This window comes from Streptomyces sp. 840.1, from assembly GCF_003751445.1.
Taxonomy (GTDB): domain Bacteria; phylum Actinomycetota; class Actinomycetes; order Streptomycetales; family Streptomycetaceae; genus Streptomyces.
This window is the reverse complement of the sequence record NZ_RJUU01000001.1, coordinates 4,222,882-4,245,508: the sequence shown is the minus strand read 5'-3', so window position 1 is coordinate 4,245,508 and position 22,627 is coordinate 4,222,882. Positions and strand designations below refer to the sequence as shown.

The window sequence follows — 22,627 nt, the reverse complement described above, 5'->3', positions numbered from 1 at the left end:
GGGGCCGGACCGGCGGCCGGTCATGAATCGTTACTTCACCAGGTCCGCGCGGAGGTCGTCCAGGACCAGGTTGGCCGCCGTGACGCCGAGACCGAGGTACCAGGTCTCGTCGGAGACGTTCTTGGCCCGCCCCTCCTCGACCGCGGTGAGGTTCTTCCACAGCGGGTTGGACTGGGTGGTGTCGCGCTTGGTGGCCTTCGGCGCGCCGTAGACGCCGGTGAAGATCCAGTCGGCGTCCGCCTCGTCGATCTTCTCCGGGCTGATCTCCGCGGCCAGCTCGTTGATCTGCTGGTTCTTGGGCCTCGGCAGGCCGGCGTCGTCGAGGATCGTGCCGATGAAGGAGGCCTTGGCGTAGAGGCGGATCTTGTCCGGCAGGTAACGGACCATCGAGATGGTCGGCTTCTTCGGGCCGACGTCCTCGCCCAGCTTCTTCGCGTTCGCCTCGTAGGCGCCGAGCTCCGACCTGGCCTTGGCGGTCTTGTCCAGCGCCGCAGCGTTGAGGAGGTAGTTCTCCTTCCAGGTGAAGCCCGGACGGATGGAGAACACGGTCGGCGCGATCTTGGACAGCTCGTCGTACTTGTCGGCCGCGCGCAGCTGGCTGCCGAGGATCAGGTCGGGCTTCAGGCCCGCGATCGCTTCGAGGTTGAGGTTGTTGATCGTGCCGACGCTCGCAGGATTGCCGGCGTCCTTCTTCAGGTACGAGGGAATGGCCGCGTCACCCTCGGCAGGGGCGTAGCCGACCGGCTTCACACCCAGGGACACCACGTTGTCGAACTCGCCGACGTCGAGCACGACGACGCGCTTCGGGGCGGCCTTGAGCTCGGTCTTGCCCATGGCGTGCGTGAGGGTACGGGGGAACGTGCCCGCCGGGGCGTCGGTCCCGTACTCCGCCGTCTTCTTCGCCGCGTCACCGAAGTCCTTGCCGCCCGTCGCGACCGCGGCCTTCTTCTCGCCACCGGCCTCGGACTTGCCCGAGCCGCCCGAGGCGCCGTCGTCGCTTCCGCAGGCCGACAGGGACAGGGCGGCGACAACGGCCAGGCCGACTGCGGCGGTACCGCGGCGACGAAGGGACATCACTTGCTCCAGTTGCGGATTACACAGATAGGACTTAGGGGTGCCTAACCTTAGCCACGTCCCCATCGCGAAGCACACCCACCCCCTCCCTCTCAGGTGAATACGGGCATCGCCACCCATATGTGTGAAGTGGCGGGTCTCGTGTTGTTCGGCAGGAAGTGCGAAAACTAGCTTCGGTGGCCGGAGGTGACGAGTCGATGACTGCCTGTGCCATCGAGGACGGGACCGCGGCGGCGGTCGAAGCCGGCGAGACGGCGGAGACGGTGGAACCGGGGTCCGACGAGACGAACGACGAGACGACCGGGAGCGGGGAGCCCCCGGATCCGGCGACGGACGCGAAGCGCGACGCCGCGGCGGACCCGACGCCGGAAGCGGAAGCACCCGATCCGCCGGACTCTCAGGTCCCACAGATCCCCCAGGCCCTGCCGACCTCTCAGGTCCCGCAGATCCCGTTGGTCCCACCGGTACCGGAGCAACCGCCCGCTGAAACGGTCCTGCCGGCACCCGCGTTCACCATCACGGCGAACGGCGCGTACGCGGCCCGGCTCACCACCGCCCGCGCCGGCACGACCGGAACCGGAGAGGCAGGCGCGCACACCGGCACCGGCATGAGCGCCTGCGCCGACCCGGCCTGGTTCCCGGAGCGCTGGACGCTGGACGGACCCGAGCCGTACGCCGTACCGCTCCCCCTCAACCAGCCGGAGGACGCCGCGTCCCAGGTGCTGCCGCTCGCCGACGGGCGGGTGCTCATCCGGCGCCGGGTCGCGGACGGGCACACCCTCTCGCTGCTCTACCCGACCGGCCCCGGCACCGGTGAACTGCTGCTGGGCGCGGTCGAGTGCGAGGAGCTGACCCTGCTGCCGCCCTCACCGGACGGCGTCAGCGCGTACGCCCTGTCCACCGGCGAGTACTCCACCGGGCTCTGGCTGGTGGCGGGCGGCCCGGCCGGGCCGGAGCAGATCGCGGAGCTGCCGGGACGCTGCTCCGGCGGGGTCTGGCTGGACCGGGCCGGACGGCTGCTGGCCCTGGACCGGGAGCCGGCCGGGGGCGGCCCGGTGAAGGCGGTCGCGGTGGACCTGGGGCGGGGCGCCGAGATGACACCGCTGCTCCAGATCGCGCCGGAGAGCGACGACCGGCTGCTGCTCGCCGATCCGGACAGCGGTCTGCTGCTGATCCGCTCCGACGCGCCGGGGCACGACCGGCTCGGCTGGGGCGTGCTGGGCAGCTGCCTGCCGGTGCGCTTCCCGGAGTGCCTGCGGCTGCCCGATGTCGCGGTGACGCCGTTCGCCGTGCAGCCGGGACAGATGCTGATGCCGGAGAGCTGCGCGGTCGCCCTGCGGATCGACGGGGCGACGGGCAGCTGGCTGGGGGTGTGGCGGCCGGCCGGCCGCCGGCTGCACCAGCTCCCGGTGCCCGGAGGATGGCTGGCCGGCAGCGGCGTCTGGTCCCGGGAGGGCGTACTGGCCCTGCCCTACGCCGACGGGGAGACGGACTGCGCGGTGGCGTTCCTGACGGCACCGGCCGATGTGCACGCCGCCCCGGAAGCGGCCCCGGCAGGACACCCCGGAAGCGGGATGCAACCGTCCGGGGCCGGGGCGCCTCCTTCTGTGTGCAGGCCGGTTCCCCTGGGTCAGGCGCCACTCGTGGGGCGTTCCACCAGTAGTTAGACCCATCGGTCTAAAGTTGGGCCGGGGGCTCACGCATTCGCGCACCGAGGTTGCCGACGGTGACCGCTTCCCGGGTGGCGGTGGCGTGATGACCCCGGAGACAAGCACGTAAGCGATCACAACGGGGTGACTTCCCACATGTCTGAAGCCCGAACCGACACGACCCAGACGCGTCCGCCGGGGGCGGACGCGCAGCGGGCCGAAGCCGGTGGCTCCGGAAAGCACCGAGGGGGTGTGGCGCCGGACGACTCGGCAGCACAGCCGCTCGGCCGCCACCGCCGCACCTCCGAGGAGGAGAGCAGGGCGGCCTGACCGCCGGAAACATCAACGAGGGAAACGGGGAGAGGGAGGGCCCCCGCAGCCGGCCGGCTGCGGGGGCCCTCCCCTGTTCTTCCCCTGCTCTTCCCCCGGCCCGTCAGCCCCGCTTCAGGCCGAGCACCTCCGCCGCCGCGAAGGTCTCGTTCGGCGGGCGGTCCGCGTAGTAAGGCGAGATCAGCTCGTCCAGCTCGTCGAAGGAGAACGTCTCCTTCGACGCGTCGAACTTCGCCGCCACCTTGGGCCGTTCGACGATCGCGACCATCCCGCCGTGCACCACGAGGAGCTGCCCGTTGACCTTGGCGGCCGCCGGGGAGGACAGGTAGCCGACGAGCGGTGAGACGTGCTCGGGTGCGAGCGCGTCCAGTCCCCCGTCCTGCGGTTCCTGGAAGCCCGCGAAGACGTCCTCGGTCATCCGGGTCCGGGCACGCGGGCAGATCACGTTGGCGGTGACGCCGTACTTGGCCAGGGCCAGCGCGGTGGAGGTGGTCAGCCCGACGATGCCGCCCTTGGCCGCCGCGTAGTTGGGCTGGCCCGCCGAACCGGCGAGGAACGCCTCGGACGAGGTGTTGACGATCCGGCCGTAGACCGGTCCACCGGACGCCTTGGACCGGGACCGCCAGTGCGCGGCGGCGAAATGCGTGGTGTTGAAGTGGCCCTTGAGATGCACCCGTATGACCGAGTCCCACTCGTCCTCGGTCATCGAGAAGATCATCCGGTCGCGCAGGATGCCCGCGTTGTTGACCAGGATGTCGAGCTGACCGTGCGCCTCGACGGCCAGCTCGACCAGGGCGCGGGCCTGCTCGTGGTCGGACACGTCACCGAGGTGTGCGACCGCTTGGCCGCCGGCCGCCCGGATCTCCGCCGCGACCTGCTCGGCGGGTGCGGCGGACGCGTCGCCGGAGCCGTCACGGCCCGGCTGCCCGTAGTCGTTGACGACGACGGCCGCGCCGAGCCGCGCCAGTTCCAGCGCTTCGGCGCGTCCGAGGCCTCGGCCGGCGCCGGTGACGATCGCGGACAGTCCGTCCAGGGGAAGTGACATCGGATCTCGGGGTCCTCTCGGGAGGGGGCGGGGCGGTGCCGCAGGGGGTCAGAGTTCGATGCAGGTACGCAGCGACTCGCCGGTCCGCATCTGGTCGAGTGCGTCGTTGATGCCGTCGAGCCTTACCCGGTGGGTGATCATCGATTCGAGGTCGATGCGGCCGGCCCGCCAGAGCGCGATGGCCCGCTCGTACGAGCGGAGCACGTCCCCGCCCCCGTACATGGAGGGCAGGATGCGCTTCTCGTCGAAGAACAGCTCGAACATGTTGACCTGGAAGTTGTCGTCCATGGCGCCCGCGCCGACGACGCAGAGGGTGCCGCCGCGCCGGGTGTTCTCGTACGCGGTGCGGGCGGTGACCGACTTGCCGACGACCTCGAAGACGTAGTCGAAGCCCTCGCCCGCGGTGATCCGCGCCTTGGCGTCGGCGAACGCCTCGGGCGAGACCGCCTCCGTCGCGCCGAACCGCAGCGCGGCCTCACGCCTGGATTCCACCGGGTCCACGGCGACGATCTGGGCGGCGCCCTGCACCCGGGCGCCCTGGATCGCGGAGATGCCGACGCCGCCGCAGCCGATCACGGCCACCGACGAACCGGCCTCCACCTGGGCGGTGTTGATGGCCGCACCCAGTCCGGTGGTGACGCCGCAGCCGATCAGGGCGGCGATCTCGAAGGGCACGTCGTCGGGGATCGGCACCGCGCAGTCCGCGCCGACGACGACCTCCTCGGTGAAGGTGCCGGTGCCGGCGAAGCCGAAGACGTCACCGCCGGGGCGCTTGAAGTTGGGCGTGCCCGCGTTCATGAACCCGGCCAGACACAGGTGGGTCTGGCCCCGCTTGCAGGACGCGCAGGCGCCGCAGGCCGGCAGCCAGCAGACGAGCACCCGGTCACCGGCGCTGAGACCGCTCACCCCGTCGCCGACGTCGAGCACCTCGCCCGCGCCCTCGTGGCCGGGGACGAAGGGGGCGGGCTGCGGCAGCACGCCGTTCATCGCGGAGAGGTCGGAGTGGCACAGCCCGGTGGCCCGGATGCGGAGCCTGACCTTGCCGGGGCCGAAGCCCACCGCCTCGACGTCGTCGAGCACTTCGAGCTTGTCCTGGCCTGTCTCGTGCAGTACGGCTGCGCGCATGGTGCGGCTCCCCTCGGGGTCGGTACGTGCGGTTGGTGCGGTACATGCGTCACGTGGGCTACGTGCAGTACGTGCGTCACGTGCTTCAGGAGTGCTCGACGAGCGTGTCGGCGAGGACCGGCGCGTCGTCGCGTTCGGCGGCGGTCACCAGCGCCTGGACACGGCCGTCACCGGCCCACATCCGGATGCGGAGGGTCTCGCCCGGGAACACGATCCCGGCGAACCGGGTGCGGTAGGAGGCGATGCGGGACACCTCGCCGTCCAGCAGGGTGTCGGCCACCGCCTTGAGCGTCATCCCGTAGGTGCAGAGCCCGTGCAGGATCGGCCGGTCGAAGCCGGCCAGCTTGGCGAACTCCGGATCGGCGTGCAGCGGGTTCCAGTCCCCCGACAGCCGGTAGAGCAGCGCCTGCTCCGGCCGGACGGGCCGCTCCACCACCCGGTCCGGCTCACGGCCGGGCAGTTCGAGCCGCTCCGACGGACCGCGCTCACCGCCGAATCCGCCCTCACCGCGTACGAAGATCTGGGCGTCGTTGGTCCACAGCGGTCCGTCGTCGTCGGTGGCCTCGGTACGCAGGACGAGGACCGCCGCCTTGCCCTTGTCGTACACGGCGGCGACCTTCGAGGTCTGAACGGCGCTTCCCTGTACGGGAATCGGCCGGTGCAGACGTACGGACTGGCCGCCGTGCAGCACAGCGGCGAGGTCGACGTCGACCCCGGGCGCCGCGAGGCCGCCGGCCATCGCGAGGCCGGCGCCCGCGACGGTGGCGAAGCTCGGCAGGACGTGGAGCCGGGACTCCAGGGTGTAGCGCAGCTCGTCCGGGTCGGTGGCGTCGTCGGGCCGGCCGGGGGCCGTACCCGCCCCGAGACCCAGGTGGTAGAGCTGGACGTCCTTGTGGTCCCAGCTGATCGAGGTCGAGCGGGGTTCGGCGGCAACCGCCTCTGCGGCATCAATGGGCATGGGAAAGCTGCTCCTTGATGGTGGGAAGACCTCGGCGCGGCCGTCCGCACCGTCGGCCGCACCGAGGTCGTGCGGGACCGGAAGCCGCGTCCGTTCTAGAACGCGTTCTAGCCGGTGGCCCTATGTATAACGCAGCGCCCAGCAGTTGTGAAGACCACTGACGTAGCGTCAGATCACCTTGTGCCGAAGCGATTCGGCCGACCGATGACATTTGTCATCACTGAGTCCGTACATGCGCCTCTGCCGGGCCGCACCCCCGCTCCGTAGCGTCATGTCCATGAATTCAGCGACGGGGAACGGGACCGCGGTGGTCTTCACGGGGGCGGTCAAGACCTTCGGCCGGGGAGCGCAGAGCGTGCGGGCCGTGGACGGGATCGGGCTGACCGTGGAGCGGGGCGAGACCGTCGCGCTGCTCGGCCGCAACGGCGCCGGGAAGTCCACCGCCATCAGCCTGCTGCTCGGCCTGGACGAGCCCGACTCCGGCAGCGTCCGGGTACTGGGCCGCCCGCCCGGCCAGGCCGTCCGTGCGGGCCTGATCGGGGCGATGCTTCAGGAGGGGCAGCCCATCCCCCGGGTGACCGTTCGCGAACTGATCACCTTCGTCGCCTCCACCTACCCGAGCCCCATGCCGACCGGCGAGGCGCTGGACCTGGCGGGGATCGCGGACTACGCGAAGCGGCGGATCGACAAGCTCTCCGGCGGCCAGCTCCAGCGGGTCCGGTTCGCCGTCGCGCTGGCGGGCAATCCGGAACTCATCGTCCTGGACGAACCGACGGCGGCCCTGGACGTGGAGGCCCGGCGCGGCTTCTGGGGCTCCATGCGGGCCTACGCCGGGCGCGGCAACACGGTGATCTTCTCCACCCACTACCTGGAGGAGGCCGACGCGAACGCCGACCGGATCGTCGTCATCGACCGGGGCCGGATCGTCGCGGACGGCAGCGCCGATTCCATCAAGGAAGCGGCCGGTCTGCACCTGGTCTCGTTCGACCTGGCGGGCGGGTCCACCGAGGGCCTGGACCTGCTGCCCGGCGTCGCGACCGCCGAGGTGACGGGCGACCGGGCACTGCTGCGCACGAACGACTCCGACGCCACCGTCGTCGAGCTCGCGCGGCTGGGCCTGATACGGGGCCTCCAGGTCTCCCCCGCCACGCTGGAGACCGCCTTCCTCTCCCTCACCGCACCGGCCTCAGGGCCGTCCGCCGCGCCGCAGAACCAGAAGGAGACCGCCTGATGTTCCAGTACATCCTGCTCGAAATCCGCCGGACCCTGCGCGACGGCTTCTTCCTGCTCTTCGGGTCCGGGATGCCGGTGATGATGTACCTGCTCTTCACCAACATCGGCGGCGACGGGGGCGACGACGGCTGGAAGACCGCCTCGATGGTCGGCATGGCCGCCTACGGGGCACTCGGCTCCGCGATGTCGATCGGTACGGGCGTGGCCTCCGACAAGTCCCTCGGCTGGCTCCAGCAGTTGCGGGTCACCCCGCTCTCCCCGTCACAGGCCGTCGTGGGCCGTGCGATCAGCGGCTCGGTGACGGTGCTTCCGACCATCCTGACCGTGCTGCTGGCCGGCGGGCTGGTCAACGGAGTCGAACTGACGGCCTGGCAGTGGCTCGCGCTGGTCCTCCTCCTGTGGATCGGCGCGCTGCCCTTCACCATGCTCGGCATCGGCAACGGCTACCGGCTCACCCCGCAGGGCACCGGCGTGGTGAACGTCGCCTGCCTGATGGGCTTCGCGATCGTCGGCGGGCTGTGGTTCCCGCTGGAGCTGCTCCCCCACTGGCTGGGTTCCATCGGCGGATTCACCCCCGCCAACCGGTTCGCGGAACTCGGCTGGGCGGCCACCGAGGGCCACGCGCCCGGCGCCGGCACCATCGGCGTGCTCGCCGCGTGGATGCTGCTGTTCGGTGGATACGCCGTGATCTCATACCGTCGGTCCGCGAGGACCGTGTGACGGGAGTGAACATGTCCAGGAGTGGATCGGAAGCGCGCGAGGCACGGCGCAAGCGGCGTGCGGAGCGACGGGAGTGGCGCAGGGAGCACCGGCGCCCGGGGCCTCCCGGACCCTACGTCCTGCTGCCCTGGCTGCTGCTCGGCCTCGGCGCCTTCTCCAATCTGTTCCAGGGCGACACCCCCAACCCCTGGGTCGGCGGCATCGGCCTCTTCGCCTTCAACTCCCTCTACGTCTCCCTGGTGTTCAGGGGCTTCCACAAGAAGGCACGCGAGGCCCGCGTAACGTACGCGATGCTGGCCGCGCTGACAGCCATCACGGTGGGGCTCGCGGCCGGGTACGGCGGCAGCTGGCTGCTGTTCTTCCCGCTGCTCTCACTGGCCTGCGGAACCATCCTGCGCAAGCAGTGGCTGGCGGTCGCTCTGCTCGTGCTCGCCGTGACCGCGTGCGTGATCTCCGTATGGCGCGAGGACAGCACGTCGACCCCGTGGACGCTGGCATACGGCACCTTCATCTCCGGTGCGGTGACGGCCGCGCTGCTCACCCTGTCGGAGACGGTGATGGAGCTGCGCTCCACCCGGCAGGAACTGGCCCGCAGCGCTGTGGAGAGGGAGCGGCTGCGCTTCTCCCGCGATCTGCACGATCTGCTGGGCCACACGATCTCGGTGATCGTCGTCAAGTCGGAGGCCGCGCGCAGGCTCGCGCCGCACGACATGGACCAGGCACTCCAGCAGGTCTCCGACATCGAGTCGGTGGGCAGGCAGGCGCTCACCGAGATCCGCGAGGCGGTCACCGGCTACCGCGAGGGCAGCCTGGCCACCGAGCTGGACCGGGCCAGGTCCGCGCTGATCGCCGCCGGCATCGAACCCACGGTCCGCCGCTCAGGACCGCCGCTCCCGCCGCAGACCGAGGCGCTGCTGGGCTGGGTGGCCCGGGAGGCGGTCACCAACGTCCTGCGCCACTCCACTGCCACCACCTGCTCCTTCGTGATCGACGGCACCCCCGACCGGGTCCGGCTGACGGTCACCGACGACGGCCGCACCCCGGCCGCACCGCCCACCCCGGGCATCGGCGGCACCGGCCTCAAGGGCCTCACCGAACGGCTCACGGCGGCGGGCGGCTCCCTGGAGGCGGCCCCCGGCCCCGGCGGCGGCTTCGTGGTCACGGCGGAACTCCCGTCGGACCCGGTCGGGGCACCGGACGCGGGCGAGCCCTCCGGGCCATGAGCAGAAGCGGAATGCCGGTGACCGGTCCGCCGGGCACCGAGGTACTACGCCACAAAGCCGATGGCGGACCATTCGTAGCTCCCGCGACGGCCCCCCGGGGTCGTCGGCTCAGGTGACGCCCCCGGTCACCCCCGCCGCCTAGCGTGCTGCGAGTGAACGGAGCCCTCCGGCGGCTCCCCGGAGGCCCGGTCGCACCCTCCAGGCGAAGATCGACTGGGCGGGCATCAGCCTGCTGACCCTCTCCATCACCGCGATCGTCCTGGCCGCCACCTGGGCAGGCACCACGTACGCCTGGGGCGCCTGGCAGATCCTCGCCCTCGGCGCGGTGGCCGTGCTCGGACTGCTCGGCTTCATCACGGTCGAGAAGCGGGTCGGCGAACCGCTGCTGCCGCTGACCGTGTTCACCGGCGCCGGAAACGACCCGGGCGCCCTGCACCACCTGCCCGCCGGGGCCGAGGCCGCCTACCTCGACGCGGTCACGGCCGGCCGCCCGCATCTTCCTGACGGCAGCGGTCCTGTGCGCGCTCGCGTTCCTCGTCGCGCTCTTCGTCATCGAAGTCCCGCTGAAGAAGGCCGGACCGCCCATGTCCCCGGCTGACACCACAACGAACATCCCCGCCGCGAGCACCTGACCGAGGCTCGGGACGCCCCGTCGTGCGCGACACGGTGGGGCTCGGCTCTGAACCGATTACTCAGACGGCGCCGAAATCTCCGGCAATGGATGGCGCCCCGGGTTTTCGCTCTGGCCCGGGAGCCGGTAGCGCGGAAGGATGCGCAGCATGGACATGACGGATCAGCTGGTGCGCTCTGCCGACGACGGCGACGCGGTCTCGGTAGCGCGGCTGCTGAAGCATGTCGCTGCGGTGGACGCAGTCGGCACCGGAGGGCGCACGGCGCTGGATACGGCGGCGGAGCGGGGACATGCCGATGTCGTCCGCCTGCTCCTCGGGGCAGGGGCCGATCCACAGCAACGGGCCGGAGAGCACCAGGAGTCGACGCCACTGTGCCTGGCGGCGAGCCGCGGGCACAGGGCTGTGGTGGAGGTACTGCTCGATGCCGGTGCCCACACGGGAGCCCAGGGCAGAATGAACTGGGTGCCGCTGGTACTGGCCGCCACGGCCGGGGATGAGGGGTTCCCGGAGACGGTGGATCTGTTGCTGGACCGCGGAGCGGACGTGAACGCGGTGATGAAGCGCAAGACCGCTCTCGACTGGGCGACAGGGTTCGGCCACGTACGGATGGTGCGCCACTTGCTCAGCCGCGGTGCCACGGCGTCGAACCGGGGCACCGACCCTCGCGTCTGAGTACGCCGACCGCCTGAGCCGCCCGGTCCAACTTCGCTGTCCCTGGCGCGCAAGGAGAACGGCCGTCCTGCTGTCCCGGGAACGAACCAGAATCAGCGGGTCACGAAAGCCGAGGTCAAACACCACGCTGAGCCCCACCGTGCGGGGCGCGGTGGGGCGGCGCTGAACCAATTGCTCAGACGGTGCCGAAGTCTCCGGCCTTGACGCCCGCCACGAAGGATGTGAACGCGTGGGCCGGGACGTCCAGGACGGGGCCGCGCAGATCCTTGGAGTCGCGGACGGGTACCACGCCGCGCGAGACGGCAAGGTTGGCCGCGACCTCGACGCACGCGCCGCCGTTGCTGCTGTAGGAGGACTTGAACCAGCGGGGGGATTCGGTCGTCACGAGGTGCCCTTTCTTACCTTCTGGATCATGGCCACGGATGCCGCTTGGGACGGCGCTTCGGCCTGTAGTTGATGGTAGGCCGTCAACAGAGGCTGCACGAACCTCATATCGCGCTCCAGTCGACCTTGCTGTGCGGATTCGGCATAGGCGAGCTGAGCCCGGTCCGGCAACGTCAGCAAATGGACCGGCAGGTCGAACGACCGCCGCTCACCAAGATCGAACGGAACGACTTGCACGACGGTGGACGGCAGCTCGGCGAACGCGACGAGCCGGTCGAGCTGTTCCGCCATGACACGGGGGCCGCCCACCACGCGCCGAATGCAGCTCTCGTCGAGGACCACGTACACAAGCGGTGGGGGCGTCCGCTCCAGTGATGCCTGCCGCTTCGCAAGGAGTGTCAGCCGTTCATCCGCCTGCTGCTCCGTGATCGCACCGCGCCGCACCGCGCCCGTAGTGATCGCCGCCGCGTACTCCGGAGTCTGGAGGAGACCCGGAACGATCCCGAGCTCGAACAGCCTGATCTCCGCGGCTCGCACCTCGTGGGTGACGAAGTCCGTGAACCCCTCCAGCAGCGAGGTGTTCAGCAGCGCGCGGGTCATACGCTCGAACTTGTCTCCGGTGCCGAGTGCGCTGTCAGCACTACGCGCGAAGCGTTTAGTTGGTGGGCGGCGACCAGTTTCGACTGCGGAAACATGCGACCCGGTCAGGCCCATGCGCACGCCTAGTTCGTCCTGTGTCCACCCGCGCTCGTCCCGCGCCTGCCGTAAGCGCTGGCCAAATGCCTGCGCCGGCGATGTCTCGGGGTCCAGCGCCTTCCGGTTGACCACGTGCGTTCCTAACTCATCAAGCAAAACAGCCAAGTTGAGGACACTCCAACTCTAGGCCACTCTGGACGCCCTGAGTAGCGAAACCGCTACGGAGAGGAGCGGCGATGAGTGCGCACATCGTTCCCACGGACGGACAGGAACCCACCCCCGCACCCGCCCCCGGCACACTCATGGTGGACACGGGCCGCGCGAACCGGATCGGGGAGTTCCGAGGGCTTGCCGGCCCGTACTGGTCACTGCGACCGATGTGCGGCGGGCGGGAATGGGAAGCCGAGCCCGAGCACGTGCGTCCCGCGGACCCCATAGAGCGGCTGCGAGCCGAGAACGCCCGGTGCAACGCGCGGAGTCGGGGTGAGGTGCTGTGAGAGTCCCGGCGCACGACCTGGACGCCGAGTTGGACCGCATCGCGTCGGACCCGGAGACCCGCGCGCTGTTCCGCGCCGAGCTGGACCGTGCGATTGCCGAACTCAGCTCGGACGAGGCCGAGTCGGCAGCTTTCACGGAAGCGGCAACCGAAGCGCTGCAAGTCGTGTTCCGGCTACCGGGCGGGGAGCACGCCGCGTGAACGGCGTTCCCTACGTCGCGGAGGTCACCGCGACGAGTGGCGGCAGGGCCGTCTCGCTCGGCCGGGCCGGCCTGCCGAACCGGCGGCTCGCGCTCCGGTGGCTTCGACGGCAGGCGCACCGGCTCGCGGATGGGGTCGGCACCCCTGGGATCCGAACCTCCGGAACGAGCGACGCCCGGCCGATCGGCTTCGGGAGCAACATCATCCCGGACGGCCTCCGGGCGTGGGCGGGCGATCCGGACCAGCAGGACCACGCGATGGCGCGGCTGGAGGCCGGCGGGCCCGACGTGGTCACCGTGCTCGACCCGGCTGCCGGCCTGTTGTTGACGCTCGCCGGGTGGCCCGTCCGCTCGCGCCGCGCTGTGGCCGGGTACGGCGCCCCCGAAGCCCCTCCCCGACCGCGTGCCGCCGTGTGGCGCACGGGCCGGTCCTCTCGTCACCCGAACCGGAGTCCTCGTCGTGATCCACTGCAATTCCCGTACCCGCCCGCCCTGGTTCGAGGCCGCGCAGGCTCATATGCAGGCGGGTAGTGCGGGGCTGCCCGAATGGCTCGTCTGCGAACTGGCCTGGGGACACTCCGACGCACACGCCGACCAGCTGGAGGACATGGGGCGCGGCACCTTCGAGGTATGGGTGCGCTGGGACGGCGGCGACCTCGCCTACGTCTGCGCCGAGCCGTGCGAGACGGTGGACCTCGCGCTCGCCCCGCTGTACCAGCAGGCCTGCACTCTGTTCGTCGGCCATGTGCCGGGCCACTCCTGGGAGTTCGATGACCTTCCGCACGACTGACGCCTCACCACCGCTCGGTCAGATGACGCGCGGGATGGTCTCGTTGCGGTCGGTGGACCAGTTGGTGACGATGGGCTTGTCGACGGTGGCCATGTCGGGGAGTTCGAGCTCGGCGGGGTTGGGGTCGTCCTCGGTCGTCGAGACGATGACGTGGTCGAACTCGGTGCCGCCTTCGCCTCCCGAGGTCTTGGGGTTGATGCCCGCATAGGCGACGGACGTGCCCGAGAGCTTGATGGGGTCCTCGCCGCCCTGTCCGACGGGGGACGCGACGCCGTCGGCGTCGGAGCCGAAGGACACGCTGGGCGTGTTGACGTCGAGGTAGCAGGTGATGCCGGGCTTGGCCTTCGCGGTGACCAGGTAGTAGCTGATCGGCTGGGCCTCCCAGGTGACCGTGAAGTCCAGGTCATTGGTGCCGCAGGACTGCCCGTAGCCGCTCTTGTCGCCGCTGTCGGAGGCGGAATCCGCGGCGGACTCCCCGCTGGACTCGGCGCTGGAGTCACCGGAACCGGAGTCCTCGGTGACCTTGGAGCCGTTGTTCCCGTTGCTGGAGGGGCCGTTGCCGGCGGGGCTCTGGCTGCCGCCGCTGCCCTCGGAGGCCGCGGCGGAGGGGGCCGCGGGGCTGCCGGAGCCCGTGATGTCCTCGGGGCCGCAGGCAGTGGCGGTGGCGGCGAGTGCCGTGACCGCCGCGGCGGCCAGGACGAGACGGGCGGAACGGGTGGCGAGACGCGAGCGCATCATGATCTCCAGCGAGTGTCGGTGCGGTGTTTCCTGCTGACACCGACGACATTAGGGTCGCGCCGATCCTGAAATGATCGCGTGATTGTCCAGGTTCTGTTGCAGCGAATCGGTTCCACCAAGCGGCGACGAATCGGCTTCGTTGCAGCTCAAGCACACTGTCGTTGACGGGTCATCACATCGTCTCCCCCGCAGGGGCGGTGGGCTTCGCGACGGCGGGGCCTCCGTACGGGGCCGCACACGCGTCGCACCGACCCGGCAGCGCACCGGCCCATACCCTGTCCCCGTGAACGAGATGCCGCAGGATCACCGGCCGGTCAAGTCCGTACGAGTGCTGCTCGCCGAGGACCAGGGGATGATGCGGGGCGCGCTCGCCCTGCTGCTCGGGCTCGAACCGGACATCGAGGTGGTCGCCCAGGTGGGGGCCGGGGACGAGATCGTGGCGGCGGCCCTGTCGGCGCGGCCCGACGTGGCGTTGCTGGACATCGAACTGCCGGGGCGCAGCGGGCTGGACGCGGCCGCCGATCTGCGCGAGGAGGTGCCGGACTGCCGGGTGCTGATCCTCACCACGTTCGGGCGGCCCGGGTATCTGCGGCGGGCGATGGAGGCCGGCGCGGCGGGGTTCCTCGTGAAGGACGGGCCGGTCGAGGAGCTGGCCGAGGCGATCCGGCGGGTGCTGGCCGGGGAGACCGTCATCGATCCTGCGCTGGCCGCCGCCGCGCTGAGTGCGGGCCCCAGTCCGCTGACCGCCCGGGAGCGCGATGCGCTGATGGCCTCGGTGGACGGGGCGACGGTCGCGGACATCGCGGTGAAGCTGCATCTGTCGGAGTCGACGGTGCGCAACTACCTCTCGTCCGCGATCGGCAAGACCGCCACCCGCAACCGGATGGAGGCGGTCCGGGCCGCGCGGCAGCAGGGCTGGCTCTGAGGGCCGGTTTGGGAGGGCCGCCCTCAGCTCTGTACGGAACGGTGGCGCGGCAGCCAGAGGATCATCAGCAGCAGGCCGGCCAGCAGGACCCAGCCCGAGGTCCGGAAGGCCAGGGCGTAGCCGGCCGTGAGGTCGGCCGGGGCCGTTCCGCCGTCCGTGCGGGCTGCGGCGACGGTGGAGAGTACGGCCAGGCCGAGTGCGCCGCCCATCGTGCGGGAGGTGTTGACGAGTCCGGAGACCAGGCCCGACTCGCCGGGGGCCGCGCCCGATGTGGCCAGTGAGGCGAGCGGGGTGGACGCGAGGCCGGCGCCCGTCATCATCAGTATGCCGGGCAGGCATATGGAGGTGAGGTAGTCGCCGTCGGCGGTCATCGTGGACTGCCAGCCGAAGCCCGCGGCGGCGAGCACGGTGCCGACGAGCGCCAGGTTCTTCGCGCCGACCCGGGCCATCAGCCGCGGTGCGCTCTTGGAGCCGACGACGATGGCCACCGAGGTCGGCATCAGGGCGAGTCCGGCCTCCAGCGCGCTGTAGCCCAGCACGTTCTGCGCGTACACGGTCATGAAGTACCACATCGAGAACGTGGCCGAGCCGACCACGAACATCGCCACGTTCGCCGAGGCCACCGCCCGTGCACCGAGCACCCGCAGGGGCATCAGCGGCAGCGCCGTACGTGATTCCACCAGGACGAACAGGGCGAGCAGCGCCACTCCGCCGAGCAGCGGGAGCAGGGTCGCGGCCGCGGTCCAGCCCGACTTCTCGGTCTGCACGATGCCGTAGGCGACGGAGGCGAGGCCCGCCGTGACGAGCAGCGCGCCCGGGAAGTCGATCCGGCTGCGCTCCCCGGTCCGGCCCTCGGCCAGGTAGATCGCGGCGCCGGCCAGGACGATGACGCCGACCGGGACGTTGATCAGCAGGACCCACCGCCAGGAGAGCCAGTCGGTGAGCACCCCGCCGATCAGCCCGCCGGCCGCGCCGCCACCGGCGCCGACCGCCATCCAGGTGCCGATGGCCTTCGTCCTGGCGGGTCCTTCGGGGACGGCCGCGGTGAGCAGGGTGAGGGTGGCGGGGGCGAGGACGGCGGCGCCGAGGCCCTGCGCGGCGCGGGCGGCGAGCAACTGCCAGCCCTCCTGGGCGAGTCCGCCGCCCAGCGAGGCGGCGGTGAAGAGGCCGAGGCCGACCAGGAACATCCGCTTGCGGCCGTACAGGTCGGCGGCCCGGCCGCCGAGCAGCATGAACCCGGCGAACGTGATCGAGTAGGCGTTGAGCACCCATTGGAGCCCGGCGGTGCTGAGCCCCAGGTCGGTGCGCATCGAGGGGAGGGCGACGTTGACGACGGACACGTCGAGGACGACGAGGAACTGGCCGACACAGGCGGCGAGCACCACCGCCCAGGTGCGGGTACGGGTCCGGGCGGTACGGCGTGTGGGCGTCGAGACGTCAACCATGACGTCATAGTCGCAGCCGCCCCGCACCCCGTACATCGGTTTCCGGACCGTGCCCGGGTCCGTCCAACGGCGTAGGACCGGGGCGCGGGCGAACCCACGGGGTCAGCGGCGCAGCAGCGTCACCACCGCCGCGCCGCCGAGACCGATGTTGTGGGCGAGTCCGGTGCGGGCGTCCGGCACCTGGCGGGCGCCGGCCTCTCCCCTGAGCTGCCAGGTGAGCTCGGCGGCCTGGGCGATTCCGGTGGCGCCGAGCGGGTGGCCCTTGGAGATCAGGCCGCCGGAGGGGTTGACCACCCAGCTGCCGCCGTGGGTGGTGGCGCCGGACTCGACGAGCGGGCCGGACTCGCCCTCGCCGCACAGCCCGAGCGCCTCGTAGGTGAGGAGTTCGTTGATGGAGAAGCAGTCGTGGAGTTCGATGACGTCGAGGTCGTCGGCGCCGATGCCCGCGCTCTCGTACACCTGCCGGGCCGCCTCCCGCGACATCGGCAGTCCCACCGCGTCGATGCAGGTCCCGGAGGCGAAGGAGTCCTCGGTGTCGGTGGTCATGGCCTGGGCGGCGATCTCGACGGCCCGGTCGCCGAGTCCGTGCTCGTCGACGAAGCGCTCGGAGACGACGACGGCTGCCGCCGCCCCGTCGGAGGTCGGTGAGCACTGGAGCCGGGTCAGGGGATGGTGGATCGGCTTGGCGGCGAGGACCTCGTCGACGGTGTACGGGGCCTGGAACTGGGCGTACGGGTTGCCCGTGGAGTGGCGGTGGTTCTTCGCTGCGACGGCGGCGAGCTGCGCCTCGGTGGTGCCGTAGCGCTTCATGTGCTCGCGGGCCGCGTTGCCGAAGATCTGGGCGGTGGGCGGGGTCATCTCGAAGCCGTGGGCGGCGGCCATGATCCCGTAGTGCCGGGCGACCGGGGACGTCTTGAAGTCGCCCGCGCCGCCGTCGGCCCCGCCGCCGCCGAGCGATCCGCGCGCCATCTTCTCGAAGCCGAGCGCGAGGACGCAGTCGCCGGCGCCGCCCTCGACGAACTGCCGGGCCATCATCAGCGCGGTGGAGCCGGTGGCGCAGTTGTTGTTGACGTTGTAGACGGGTATCCCGCTCAGGCCGAGCTCGTACACGGCGCGCTGTCCGGCGGTGGAGGCCTGGAAGCAGTAGCCGACGGCGGCCTGTTGTACGTCCTCGTACCGGACGCCGGCGTCGGCGAGCGCCGCGGTGCCGGCCTCCCTCGCCATGTCCCAGTACTGCCATTCGCGGGTCTCGGGCTTCTCGAACTTCGTCATCCCGACGCCGACGATGTATGACCTCATCATGGGTTCCCTTCAGTCCCTGGGGAGGCCGAGGATGCGCTCGGCCACGACGTTGAGCTGGACCTGCGTGGTGCCGCCCGCGATGGTCAGGCAGCGGGACATCAGGAAGCCGTGCACGGCCCGCTCCCCGGCTCCTTCGGCGACCGCCCCTGCGGGGCCGAGGAGTTCGAGGGTGAGTTCGGCGACCTTCTGCTGGTGGACGGTCTGGACGAGCTTGCGTACGGAGGCGCCCGCGCCCGGTTCGAGGCCGGAGACCTGTTGCAGCGTGGTGCGCAGCCCGATGCAGGCCAGCGCGTGGGCCTCGGCGGCGAGTGCGCCGATCCGGACCCGGCAGGCGCCGTCGAGTCCGGCGGAGCGCTCGATCAGGGCCTCCAGGCCGGTGTCGAAGGACATCTGGTCGGCCATGTGGACGCGTTCGTTGCCCAGGGTGTTGCGGGCGACCCGCCAGCCGCCGTCGGCCTCGCCCACGAGGGCGTCGGCGGGCAGGATCACGTCGTCGAAGTAGACCTCGTTGAAGAGGGACTCGCCGGTGATCTCCTTCAGCGGGCGGATGTCGATGCCCCGGGCGTTCTTCATGTCGACCAGGAAGTAGCCGAGCCCCCGGTGCTTGGGGGCGTCCGGGTCGGTCCTGGCGAGCAGGATGCCGTGGTCGGCCCACTGGGCGGCGCTCGTCCACACCTTCTGGCCGTTGATCCGCCAGCCTTCGGGGACGCGTTCGGCGCGGGTGCGCAGTGCGGCGAGGTCGGAGCCCGCGCCGGGTTCGGAGAACAGCTGGCACCACTGGAGTTCGCCGCGCAGGGTCGGCAGGAGGTAGCGGTCCTGCTGCTCGGCGGTGCCGTGCGCGATGAGCGACGGGATCACCCAGGTGGCGATGGACAGGTCGCTCAGCTTCACCCCCTGCTCGCGCAACTCCTGCTGTACGGCGAGCTGTTGTACGGGGCCGGCGTCCAGTCCGTAGGGCGCGGGCAGATGCGGGGCGGCGTAGCCGGTGGCGGCGAGGGCGCGGCGGGCGGCTTTCGGGTCCAGGCCCCGGGCGGCGGCGACGGCCTCGCGGGCGGCCGTGCGGTGCGCCTCGGCCTCCGGCGGGAGCTCCAGGGTGAGGCCGCGGCGGGCTCCGGCGGCGGCGAGCCGGACGGCGCGCCGGCGGTGGACGTCGCCGGAGCCGAGCAGCTGCCGTGCGACCAGGGCCCGGCGCAGGTAGAGGTGGGCGTCGTGCTCCCAGGTGAAGCCGATGCCGCCGAGGATCTGGATGGCGTCCTTGGCGCAGGTGTACGCGGCGTCCAGGGCGGCCGACGCGGCGAGGGCCGCGGCCATGGACCGTACCTCCGGGGCCTCGCCGGCCGCGCGGGCGGCGTCCCAGGTGAGCGCGCGGGCCTGTTCGACCCGTACGAGCATGTCCGCGCAGAGGTGTTTGACGCCCTGGAACTGTCCGATGGGGCGACCGAACTGCTCGCGGACCTTGGCGTGTTCGGTGGCGGTCTCCAGGGACCGGGCCGAGGTGCCGCACGCCTCGGCGGCCAGGAGTACGGCGGCGAGGTCGCGGACGAGGCCGGAGTCGGTGGGCAGCAGCCGCCCGGCGGGGACCAGGACGCCGTCGGCCCGGACCTCGGCGGTGGGCCGGGTCGGGTCGGCGCAGCGGTGCGGGCGGACGGTCAGCCCCCGGGTCGCGGTGTCGACGGCGAACCAGCGGGTGCCGGTGACCGAGGCGGCGGGGAGCAGCAGGAGATCGGCGCCGGCGGCGGAGAGGACCGGCGGGAGTTCCCCGTCGAGCAGGTGCCCGTCCCCCTGCTCGACGGCGGTGAGGCCGCCGGGACCGAGGGCGACGGCGCCGGTGCGGCGGCCGGTGGCCAGGCCCCGTACCAGCTCGTCCGTCCCGGGGGTGCGCGGCGCCGACGCGTGCAGCACGGCCGAGGCGAGGGTGCTCGCCAGGAAGGGGCCGGGGAGTGCGGCCCGTCCCGCCTCCTCCAGGACGACGGCGAGGTCGAGCAGTCCGCCGCCCCCTCCCCCGTACTCCTCGGGGAGGTGGATGCCGAGCAGGCCCTGTTCGGCGAGGCCGTCCCAGTACTCGGGGCGTGCGCCGGTTGCGGTGGGGGCGTCCGCGTCAAGAATTTTACGGATCTCCCCGGGCGGTACGGCGCGCGCGAGCCACCCCCGTACGGCCTGCGCGAGCTCCCTGTGTTCTTCGGTGATTCCGATGCCCATGCGGATCCTCGCCGGTCGCAGCCACTGGAACGGCGCAAGAGTAGAACACGTTCCAATCTGACGGAAGGTCAGATGAGCATCTGTTTCCGGCCGGTCGGCCGGGCCGCGGGTGTGTCCTGTTCGCACCTCGTTCACCGGAATACCCCGGACATGCGGAAGGTTTCACCCTGCACACACTTGGCGGGCAGCGCTGCCCGCAGCACGGCCCGCACGCCCTGCCCCCGTACCTCCCTCTTCCGCCGCCCGGAGGCCGCACGTATGCCACAGACGACGCACGAACAGCAGTCCTCGGAGCTCCCTGATCCGCGGACGTCGAAGACGGGCAAGGGGATCGTCCCCGTACTCGCCTTCGCGGGTATCACCGTCGCGGTGATGCAGACCCTGCTCGTCCCCGTCATCAAGGACCTGCCCGCCCTTCTCGACACCGACCCGTCCAACGCCACCTGGGTCATGACGGCGACGCTGCTCGCCGGAGCCGTCTCCACGCCGATCATGGGGCGGCTCGGCGACCTCAACGGCAAGCGGAAGATGCTGCTGGCCAGCCTCGCCGTCATGGTGATCGGCTCCCTGATATGCGCCTTCACCGACGACCTCGTGATCATGATCGTGGGCCGGGCGCTCCAGGGCTTCGCCATGGGCGCCATCCCGCTGGGCATCGGCATCATGCGTGACGAGCTGCCGCGCGAGAAGCTCGGCTCGGCGATGGCCCTGATGAGCTCCTCGATCGGCGTCGGCGGCGGACTGGCACTGCCCGCCGCCGCACTGGTCGCCCAGCACACCGACTGGCACACCCTCTTCTTCGGCTCGGCCGGGCTCGGCGTACTGGCCATGGGGCTCACCGTCCTCGCCGTGCCGGAGCCCGCACTGCGGGCCCCCGGCCGGTTCGACGTCATCGGCGCCCTCGGCCTCTCGGCCGGACTGGTCCTGCTGCTGCTGCCCATCACCAAGGGCAGCGACTGGGGCTGGACCTCCGTCACCACCCTCGGACTGATCGCCGCCGGCCTGGTGGTGCTGCTGCTGTGGGGCGTGTTCGAGCTGCGCAGCGAAGCACCCCTGGTCGACCTGCGCACCACCGCCCGCCGCGAGGTGCTGCTCACCAACCTCGCCTCGATCATGGTCGGGGTCGCCTTCTACGCCGTCTCGCTGGTCCTGCCGCAGCTGCTCCAGCTGCCGCTGTCCACCGGATACGGACTGGGCCAGTCGATGGTGGTCGCCGGACTGTGCGTGGCGCCGCTGGGCCTGACGATGATGCTCGTCGCCCCGCTGTACGCCCGGCTGTCCGCCCGGTACGGCCCCAAGGTCTCACTCATGCTCGGCCTGGCGGTCATCGCGATCGGCTACGGGGCCGGGCTCGGCCTGATGAGCGCCGCCTGGCAGACGATCGTGATCGCGGTGGTGCTCGGCGCGGGCATCGGGCTCGCCTACTCCTCGCTGCCCGCACTGATCATCGGGGCCGTCGACGCCTCGGAGACGGGCGCGGCCACCGGGCTCAACACCCTGATGCGCTCGATCGGCACCTCGGTGTCGAGCGCGGTGATCGGCATGGTGCTGGCGCACACGTCGACCCAGATGGGGCCGGTCGCGGTGCCCACCATGCAGGGGTTCCGCACCTCGTTCATGATCGCGACGGGTGCGGTGCTGATCGGCCTGGTGCTGGCCGCGTTCCTGCCGTCGCAGCGGGCGGCCGCCGCGCCGGTCCTGCTCGCCAGCAGTGCGGGCGACGCCACGGCCCGGCTCTCCGGCCTGCCGCTCCCGCTCCCCGGTTCCGGCTTCCGGGGCCGGGTCACCGAGGCGGACGGCACCCCGGTGGCCGGTGCCAACGTCACCCTGATCGACCGGCAGGGCCGGCAGGCCGGGCTCACCACGACGGACGCGGAGGGCCGGTACGCGCTCGCCGCCCCGGCCGGCGGCAGCTTCGTACTGGCCGGATCGGCCGCCGGATACGCGCCGCGCGCCTACCCGGCGGCGCATCCGGCGAGCGGCCGGCCCGCCGAGACCGATCTGGTGCTGAGCGTCAGCGCACCGGAGCGTCGAACCTCGGTGCGGTCGTGAGCAGATGAGAGACGTCCGTCCCCGCCGGGAGCTCCTGCGGCTGCGCGCCCCGGGCGAACAGCCGTGCGGGGCGGGCGCCCTGGACCCGGGCCTGGCGCCCGTTGACCCGCAGCCATGAGCCCTCGCGCAGGCCGAGCACGGGGACGTCGTTCTCCTCCAGGAACTCGGTGAGCCGTTCCTCGCGGGTCTCGCCCTTGTGGGTGCTGTCCGGGTCCGGGTCCTGGTAGTGCGGGTTGATCTGGAACGGGACGAGGCCGAGCGTCTCGAAGGACGGCGGCTGCACGATGGGCATGTCGTTGGTGGTGCGCAGGGTGGGCGCCGCCATGTTCGTCCCCGCACTGGCCCCCATGTACGGCAGCCCCTCGCGCACCGCCCCGGTCACGGCCTCGCGCAGCCCGGTCCGGTAGAGCGCGCTGAGCAGCCGGAAGGAGTTGCCGCCGCCGATGAACACGGCGTCGGAAGCGGCGAGTTCGGCGACCGGGTCGGCGTTCTCGTGGACGCCGCGGACGCTGATGCCGGCCGGCTCCAGGGCGTCGCGGACCCGGGTGGTGTACGCCGCGTAGTCGGCGAGCGCGTACGGCACGAAGGCGAGGCTGGCGCCGGAGGGCAGGAACGCCTGCACGGTGTCGAGGGCGTGTTCCAGGTAACCGCAGCCGTACTGGGTCGAGTTGGAGAGCAGGAGCAGATTCACGGGGTTCCTCTTGGGTTCTCTTCGGGTCAGGTCGTGCGGGCGGTACGG

At 71.5% G+C, this 22,627-nt stretch carries 23 protein-coding genes; 12 read left to right on the top strand and 11 right to left on the bottom strand.

Annotation, left to right across the window (positions count from 1 at the left end; all coding sequences use genetic code 11):
* Positions 1-30: 30 nt before the first annotated feature.
* Positions 31-1,074 carry an ABC transporter substrate-binding protein gene (locus EDD93_RS19490; protein WP_123526351.1) on the bottom strand — a complete coding sequence of 348 codons (1,044 nt, stop codon included), beginning with the start codon at positions 1,072-1,074 and terminating at the stop codon, positions 31-33.
* A 197-nt stretch (positions 1,075-1,271) separates the two neighbouring features.
* Here EDD93_RS19490 and EDD93_RS19485 point away from each other — a divergent pair, with 197 nt between their 5' ends.
* Positions 1,272-2,741: a hypothetical protein gene (locus tag EDD93_RS19485; RefSeq protein WP_123527870.1), complete on the top strand. Its 1,470-nt coding sequence runs from the start codon at positions 1,272-1,274 to the stop codon at positions 2,739-2,741.
* 138 nt (positions 2,742-2,879) lie between these two features.
* Complete coding sequence (locus EDD93_RS39640; protein WP_185092377.1) at positions 2,880-3,053, top strand: hypothetical protein; 174 nt, start codon at positions 2,880-2,882, stop codon at positions 3,051-3,053.
* A gap of 103 nt (positions 3,054-3,156) precedes the next feature.
* On the opposite strand, the gene EDD93_RS19475 is transcribed toward EDD93_RS39640, so the two are convergent.
* The 3 genes from EDD93_RS19475 to EDD93_RS19465 all read right to left on the bottom strand — a co-directional run bounded on the left by EDD93_RS19475 (position 3,157) and on the right by EDD93_RS19465 (position 6,181).
* Positions 3,157-4,098, bottom strand: a complete 942-nt coding sequence (locus tag EDD93_RS19475; protein ID WP_123526349.1) for a 3-oxoacyl-ACP reductase — start codon at positions 4,096-4,098, stop codon at positions 3,157-3,159.
* 48 nt (positions 4,099-4,146) lie between these two features.
* A complete protein-coding gene (locus EDD93_RS19470) occupies positions 4,147-5,223 on the bottom strand; it encodes a Zn-dependent alcohol dehydrogenase (RefSeq protein ID WP_123526348.1) in 1,077 nt (358 codons plus the stop codon).
* A gap of 85 nt (positions 5,224-5,308) precedes the next feature.
* Positions 5,309-6,181 (bottom strand): MaoC/PaaZ C-terminal domain-containing protein, encoded by an 873-nt coding sequence (locus EDD93_RS19465; protein ID WP_123526347.1) that lies wholly within the window; start codon positions 6,179-6,181, stop codon positions 5,309-5,311.
* 277 nt (positions 6,182-6,458) lie between these two features.
* On the opposite strand from EDD93_RS19465, the gene EDD93_RS19460 reads away from it, so the two are divergent.
* From EDD93_RS19460 to EDD93_RS19440, 5 genes are all read left to right on the top strand, one after another.
* The gene (locus EDD93_RS19460) at positions 6,459-7,412 is read left to right on the top strand and encodes an ABC transporter ATP-binding protein (RefSeq protein WP_260255783.1); all 954 of its coding nucleotides are present in this window, start codon (positions 6,459-6,461) and stop codon (positions 7,410-7,412) included.
* Positions 7,412-8,134 (top strand): ABC transporter permease, encoded by a 723-nt coding sequence (locus EDD93_RS19455; protein ID WP_123526345.1) that lies wholly within the window; start codon positions 7,412-7,414, stop codon positions 8,132-8,134. Before EDD93_RS19460 ends, EDD93_RS19455 begins: the two co-directional genes overlap by 1 nt.
* 11 nt (positions 8,135-8,145) lie before the next feature.
* Positions 8,146-9,357: a sensor histidine kinase gene (locus tag EDD93_RS19450; protein ID WP_123526344.1), complete on the top strand. Its 1,212-nt coding sequence runs from the start codon at positions 8,146-8,148 to the stop codon at positions 9,355-9,357.
* Positions 9,358-9,682: 325 nt separating this feature from the next.
* Entirely contained in the window at positions 9,683-9,955 is a 273-nt protein-coding gene (locus EDD93_RS39635) for a hypothetical protein (RefSeq protein WP_185092375.1), read from the top strand.
* 181 nt (positions 9,956-10,136) lie between these two features.
* Positions 10,137-10,661 carry an ankyrin repeat domain-containing protein gene (locus EDD93_RS19440; RefSeq protein ID WP_123526343.1) on the top strand — a complete coding sequence of 175 codons (525 nt, stop codon included), beginning with the start codon at positions 10,137-10,139 and terminating at the stop codon, positions 10,659-10,661.
* Between the two features lie 175 nt (positions 10,662-10,836).
* Here the strand turns inward: EDD93_RS19440 and EDD93_RS19435 are convergent, their stop codons facing one another.
* Both EDD93_RS19435 and EDD93_RS19430 read right to left on the bottom strand, forming a co-directional pair.
* Positions 10,837-11,046 (bottom strand): DUF397 domain-containing protein, encoded by a 210-nt coding sequence (locus EDD93_RS19435; protein WP_123526342.1) that lies wholly within the window; start codon positions 11,044-11,046, stop codon positions 10,837-10,839.
* A complete protein-coding gene (locus EDD93_RS19430; RefSeq protein ID WP_123526341.1) occupies positions 11,043-11,873 on the bottom strand; it encodes a helix-turn-helix transcriptional regulator in 831 nt (276 codons plus the stop codon). The genes EDD93_RS19435 and EDD93_RS19430 overlap by 4 nt, the downstream gene beginning before the upstream one ends.
* Before the next feature lie 104 nt (positions 11,874-11,977).
* Between EDD93_RS19430 and EDD93_RS40280 the strand changes: the two genes are divergently transcribed.
* From EDD93_RS40280 to EDD93_RS19410, 3 genes are all read left to right on the top strand, one after another.
* Positions 11,978-12,238 (top strand): hypothetical protein, encoded by a 261-nt coding sequence (locus tag EDD93_RS40280; RefSeq protein ID WP_123526340.1) that lies wholly within the window; start codon positions 11,978-11,980, stop codon positions 12,236-12,238.
* Positions 12,239-12,267: 29 nt separating this feature from the next.
* On the top strand, positions 12,268-12,438 hold the full coding sequence (locus EDD93_RS19420; RefSeq protein WP_260255782.1) for a hypothetical protein: 171 nt from the start codon (positions 12,268-12,270) through the stop codon (positions 12,436-12,438).
* A gap of 459 nt (positions 12,439-12,897) precedes the next feature.
* Entirely contained in the window at positions 12,898-13,227 is a 330-nt protein-coding gene (locus tag EDD93_RS19410; RefSeq protein ID WP_148083885.1) for a hypothetical protein, read from the top strand.
* A gap of 18 nt (positions 13,228-13,245) precedes the next feature.
* On the opposite strand, the gene EDD93_RS19405 is transcribed toward EDD93_RS19410, so the two are convergent.
* Entirely contained in the window at positions 13,246-13,962 is a 717-nt protein-coding gene (locus EDD93_RS19405) for a DUF4232 domain-containing protein (RefSeq protein WP_123527869.1), read from the bottom strand.
* A gap of 295 nt (positions 13,963-14,257) precedes the next feature.
* Here EDD93_RS19405 and EDD93_RS19400 point away from each other — a divergent pair, with 295 nt between their 5' ends.
* The gene (locus tag EDD93_RS19400) at positions 14,258-14,890 is read left to right on the top strand and encodes a response regulator transcription factor (RefSeq protein ID WP_123526337.1); all 633 of its coding nucleotides are present in this window, start codon (positions 14,258-14,260) and stop codon (positions 14,888-14,890) included.
* 23 nt (positions 14,891-14,913) lie between these two features.
* Here EDD93_RS19400 and EDD93_RS19395 read toward each other — a convergent pair whose 3' ends face one another.
* The 3 genes from EDD93_RS19395 to EDD93_RS19385 form a co-directional block, all read right to left on the bottom strand.
* Positions 14,914-16,335 carry an MFS transporter gene (locus EDD93_RS19395; protein ID WP_123527868.1) on the bottom strand — a complete coding sequence of 474 codons (1,422 nt, stop codon included), beginning with the start codon at positions 16,333-16,335 and terminating at the stop codon, positions 14,914-14,916.
* 102 nt (positions 16,336-16,437) lie between these two features.
* Positions 16,438-17,634, bottom strand: a complete 1,197-nt coding sequence (locus tag EDD93_RS19390; RefSeq protein WP_123527867.1) for a lipid-transfer protein — start codon at positions 17,632-17,634, stop codon at positions 16,438-16,440.
* A 12-nt stretch (positions 17,635-17,646) separates the two neighbouring features.
* Positions 17,647-19,836: an acyl-CoA dehydrogenase gene (locus tag EDD93_RS19385; protein WP_123526336.1), complete on the bottom strand. Its 2,190-nt coding sequence runs from the start codon at positions 19,834-19,836 to the stop codon at positions 17,647-17,649.
* 258 nt (positions 19,837-20,094) lie between these two features.
* Between EDD93_RS19385 and EDD93_RS19380 the strand changes: the two genes are divergently transcribed.
* Positions 20,095-21,888, top strand: coding sequence for an MFS transporter (locus EDD93_RS19380; RefSeq protein ID WP_123526335.1), 1,794 nt, complete (start codon positions 20,095-20,097; stop codon positions 21,886-21,888).
* Here the strand turns inward: EDD93_RS19380 and pepE are convergent.
* Entirely contained in the window at positions 21,851-22,579 is a 729-nt protein-coding gene (gene pepE / locus EDD93_RS19375; protein ID WP_123526334.1) for a dipeptidase PepE, read from the bottom strand. The two genes, EDD93_RS19380 and pepE, sit on opposite strands and share 38 nt — an antisense overlap.
* Between the last annotated feature and the right edge of the window lie 48 nt (positions 22,580-22,627).

Excerpts from the sequence above, each read along its gene's own strand:
- EDD93_RS19440 (WP_123526343.1), top strand. The coding sequence starts at position 10,137 with ATGGACATGACGGATCAGCTGGTGCGCTCTGCCGACGACGGCGACGCG.
- EDD93_RS19490 (WP_123526351.1), bottom strand. The coding sequence starts at position 1,074 with ATGTCCCTTCGTCGCCGCGGTACCGCCGCAGTCGGCCTGGCCGTTGTC.
- EDD93_RS19485 (WP_123527870.1), top strand. The coding sequence starts at position 1,272 with ATGACTGCCTGTGCCATCGAGGACGGGACCGCGGCGGCGGTCGAAGCC.
- EDD93_RS39640 (WP_185092377.1), top strand. The coding sequence starts at position 2,880 with ATGTCTGAAGCCCGAACCGACACGACCCAGACGCGTCCGCCGGGGGCG.
- EDD93_RS19475 (WP_123526349.1), bottom strand. The coding sequence starts at position 4,098 with ATGTCACTTCCCCTGGACGGACTGTCCGCGATCGTCACCGGCGCCGGC.
- EDD93_RS19460 (WP_260255783.1), top strand. The coding sequence starts at position 6,459 with ATGAATTCAGCGACGGGGAACGGGACCGCGGTGGTCTTCACGGGGGCG.
- EDD93_RS19465 (WP_123526347.1), bottom strand. The coding sequence starts at position 6,181 with ATGCCCATTGATGCCGCAGAGGCGGTTGCCGCCGAACCCCGCTCGACC.
- EDD93_RS19390 (WP_123527867.1), bottom strand. The coding sequence starts at position 17,634 with ATGAGGTCATACATCGTCGGCGTCGGGATGACGAAGTTCGAGAAGCCC.
- EDD93_RS40280 (WP_123526340.1), top strand. The coding sequence starts at position 11,978 with ATGAGTGCGCACATCGTTCCCACGGACGGACAGGAACCCACCCCCGCA.
- EDD93_RS19380 (WP_123526335.1), top strand. The coding sequence starts at position 20,095 with ATGCCACAGACGACGCACGAACAGCAGTCCTCGGAGCTCCCTGATCCG.
- EDD93_RS19455 (WP_123526345.1), top strand. The coding sequence starts at position 7,412 with ATGTTCCAGTACATCCTGCTCGAAATCCGCCGGACCCTGCGCGACGGC.
- EDD93_RS19395 (WP_123527868.1), bottom strand. The coding sequence starts at position 16,335 with ATGGTTGACGTCTCGACGCCCACACGCCGTACCGCCCGGACCCGTACC.
- EDD93_RS19385 (WP_123526336.1), bottom strand. The coding sequence starts at position 19,836 with ATGGGCATCGGAATCACCGAAGAACACAGGGAGCTCGCGCAGGCCGTA.
- EDD93_RS19405 (WP_123527869.1), bottom strand. The coding sequence starts at position 13,962 with ATGCGCTCGCGTCTCGCCACCCGTTCCGCCCGTCTCGTCCTGGCCGCC.
- EDD93_RS19450 (WP_123526344.1), top strand. The coding sequence starts at position 8,146 with ATGTCCAGGAGTGGATCGGAAGCGCGCGAGGCACGGCGCAAGCGGCGT.
- EDD93_RS19400 (WP_123526337.1), top strand. The coding sequence starts at position 14,258 with ATGCCGCAGGATCACCGGCCGGTCAAGTCCGTACGAGTGCTGCTCGCC.
- EDD93_RS19470 (WP_123526348.1), bottom strand. The coding sequence starts at position 5,223 with ATGCGCGCAGCCGTACTGCACGAGACAGGCCAGGACAAGCTCGAAGTG.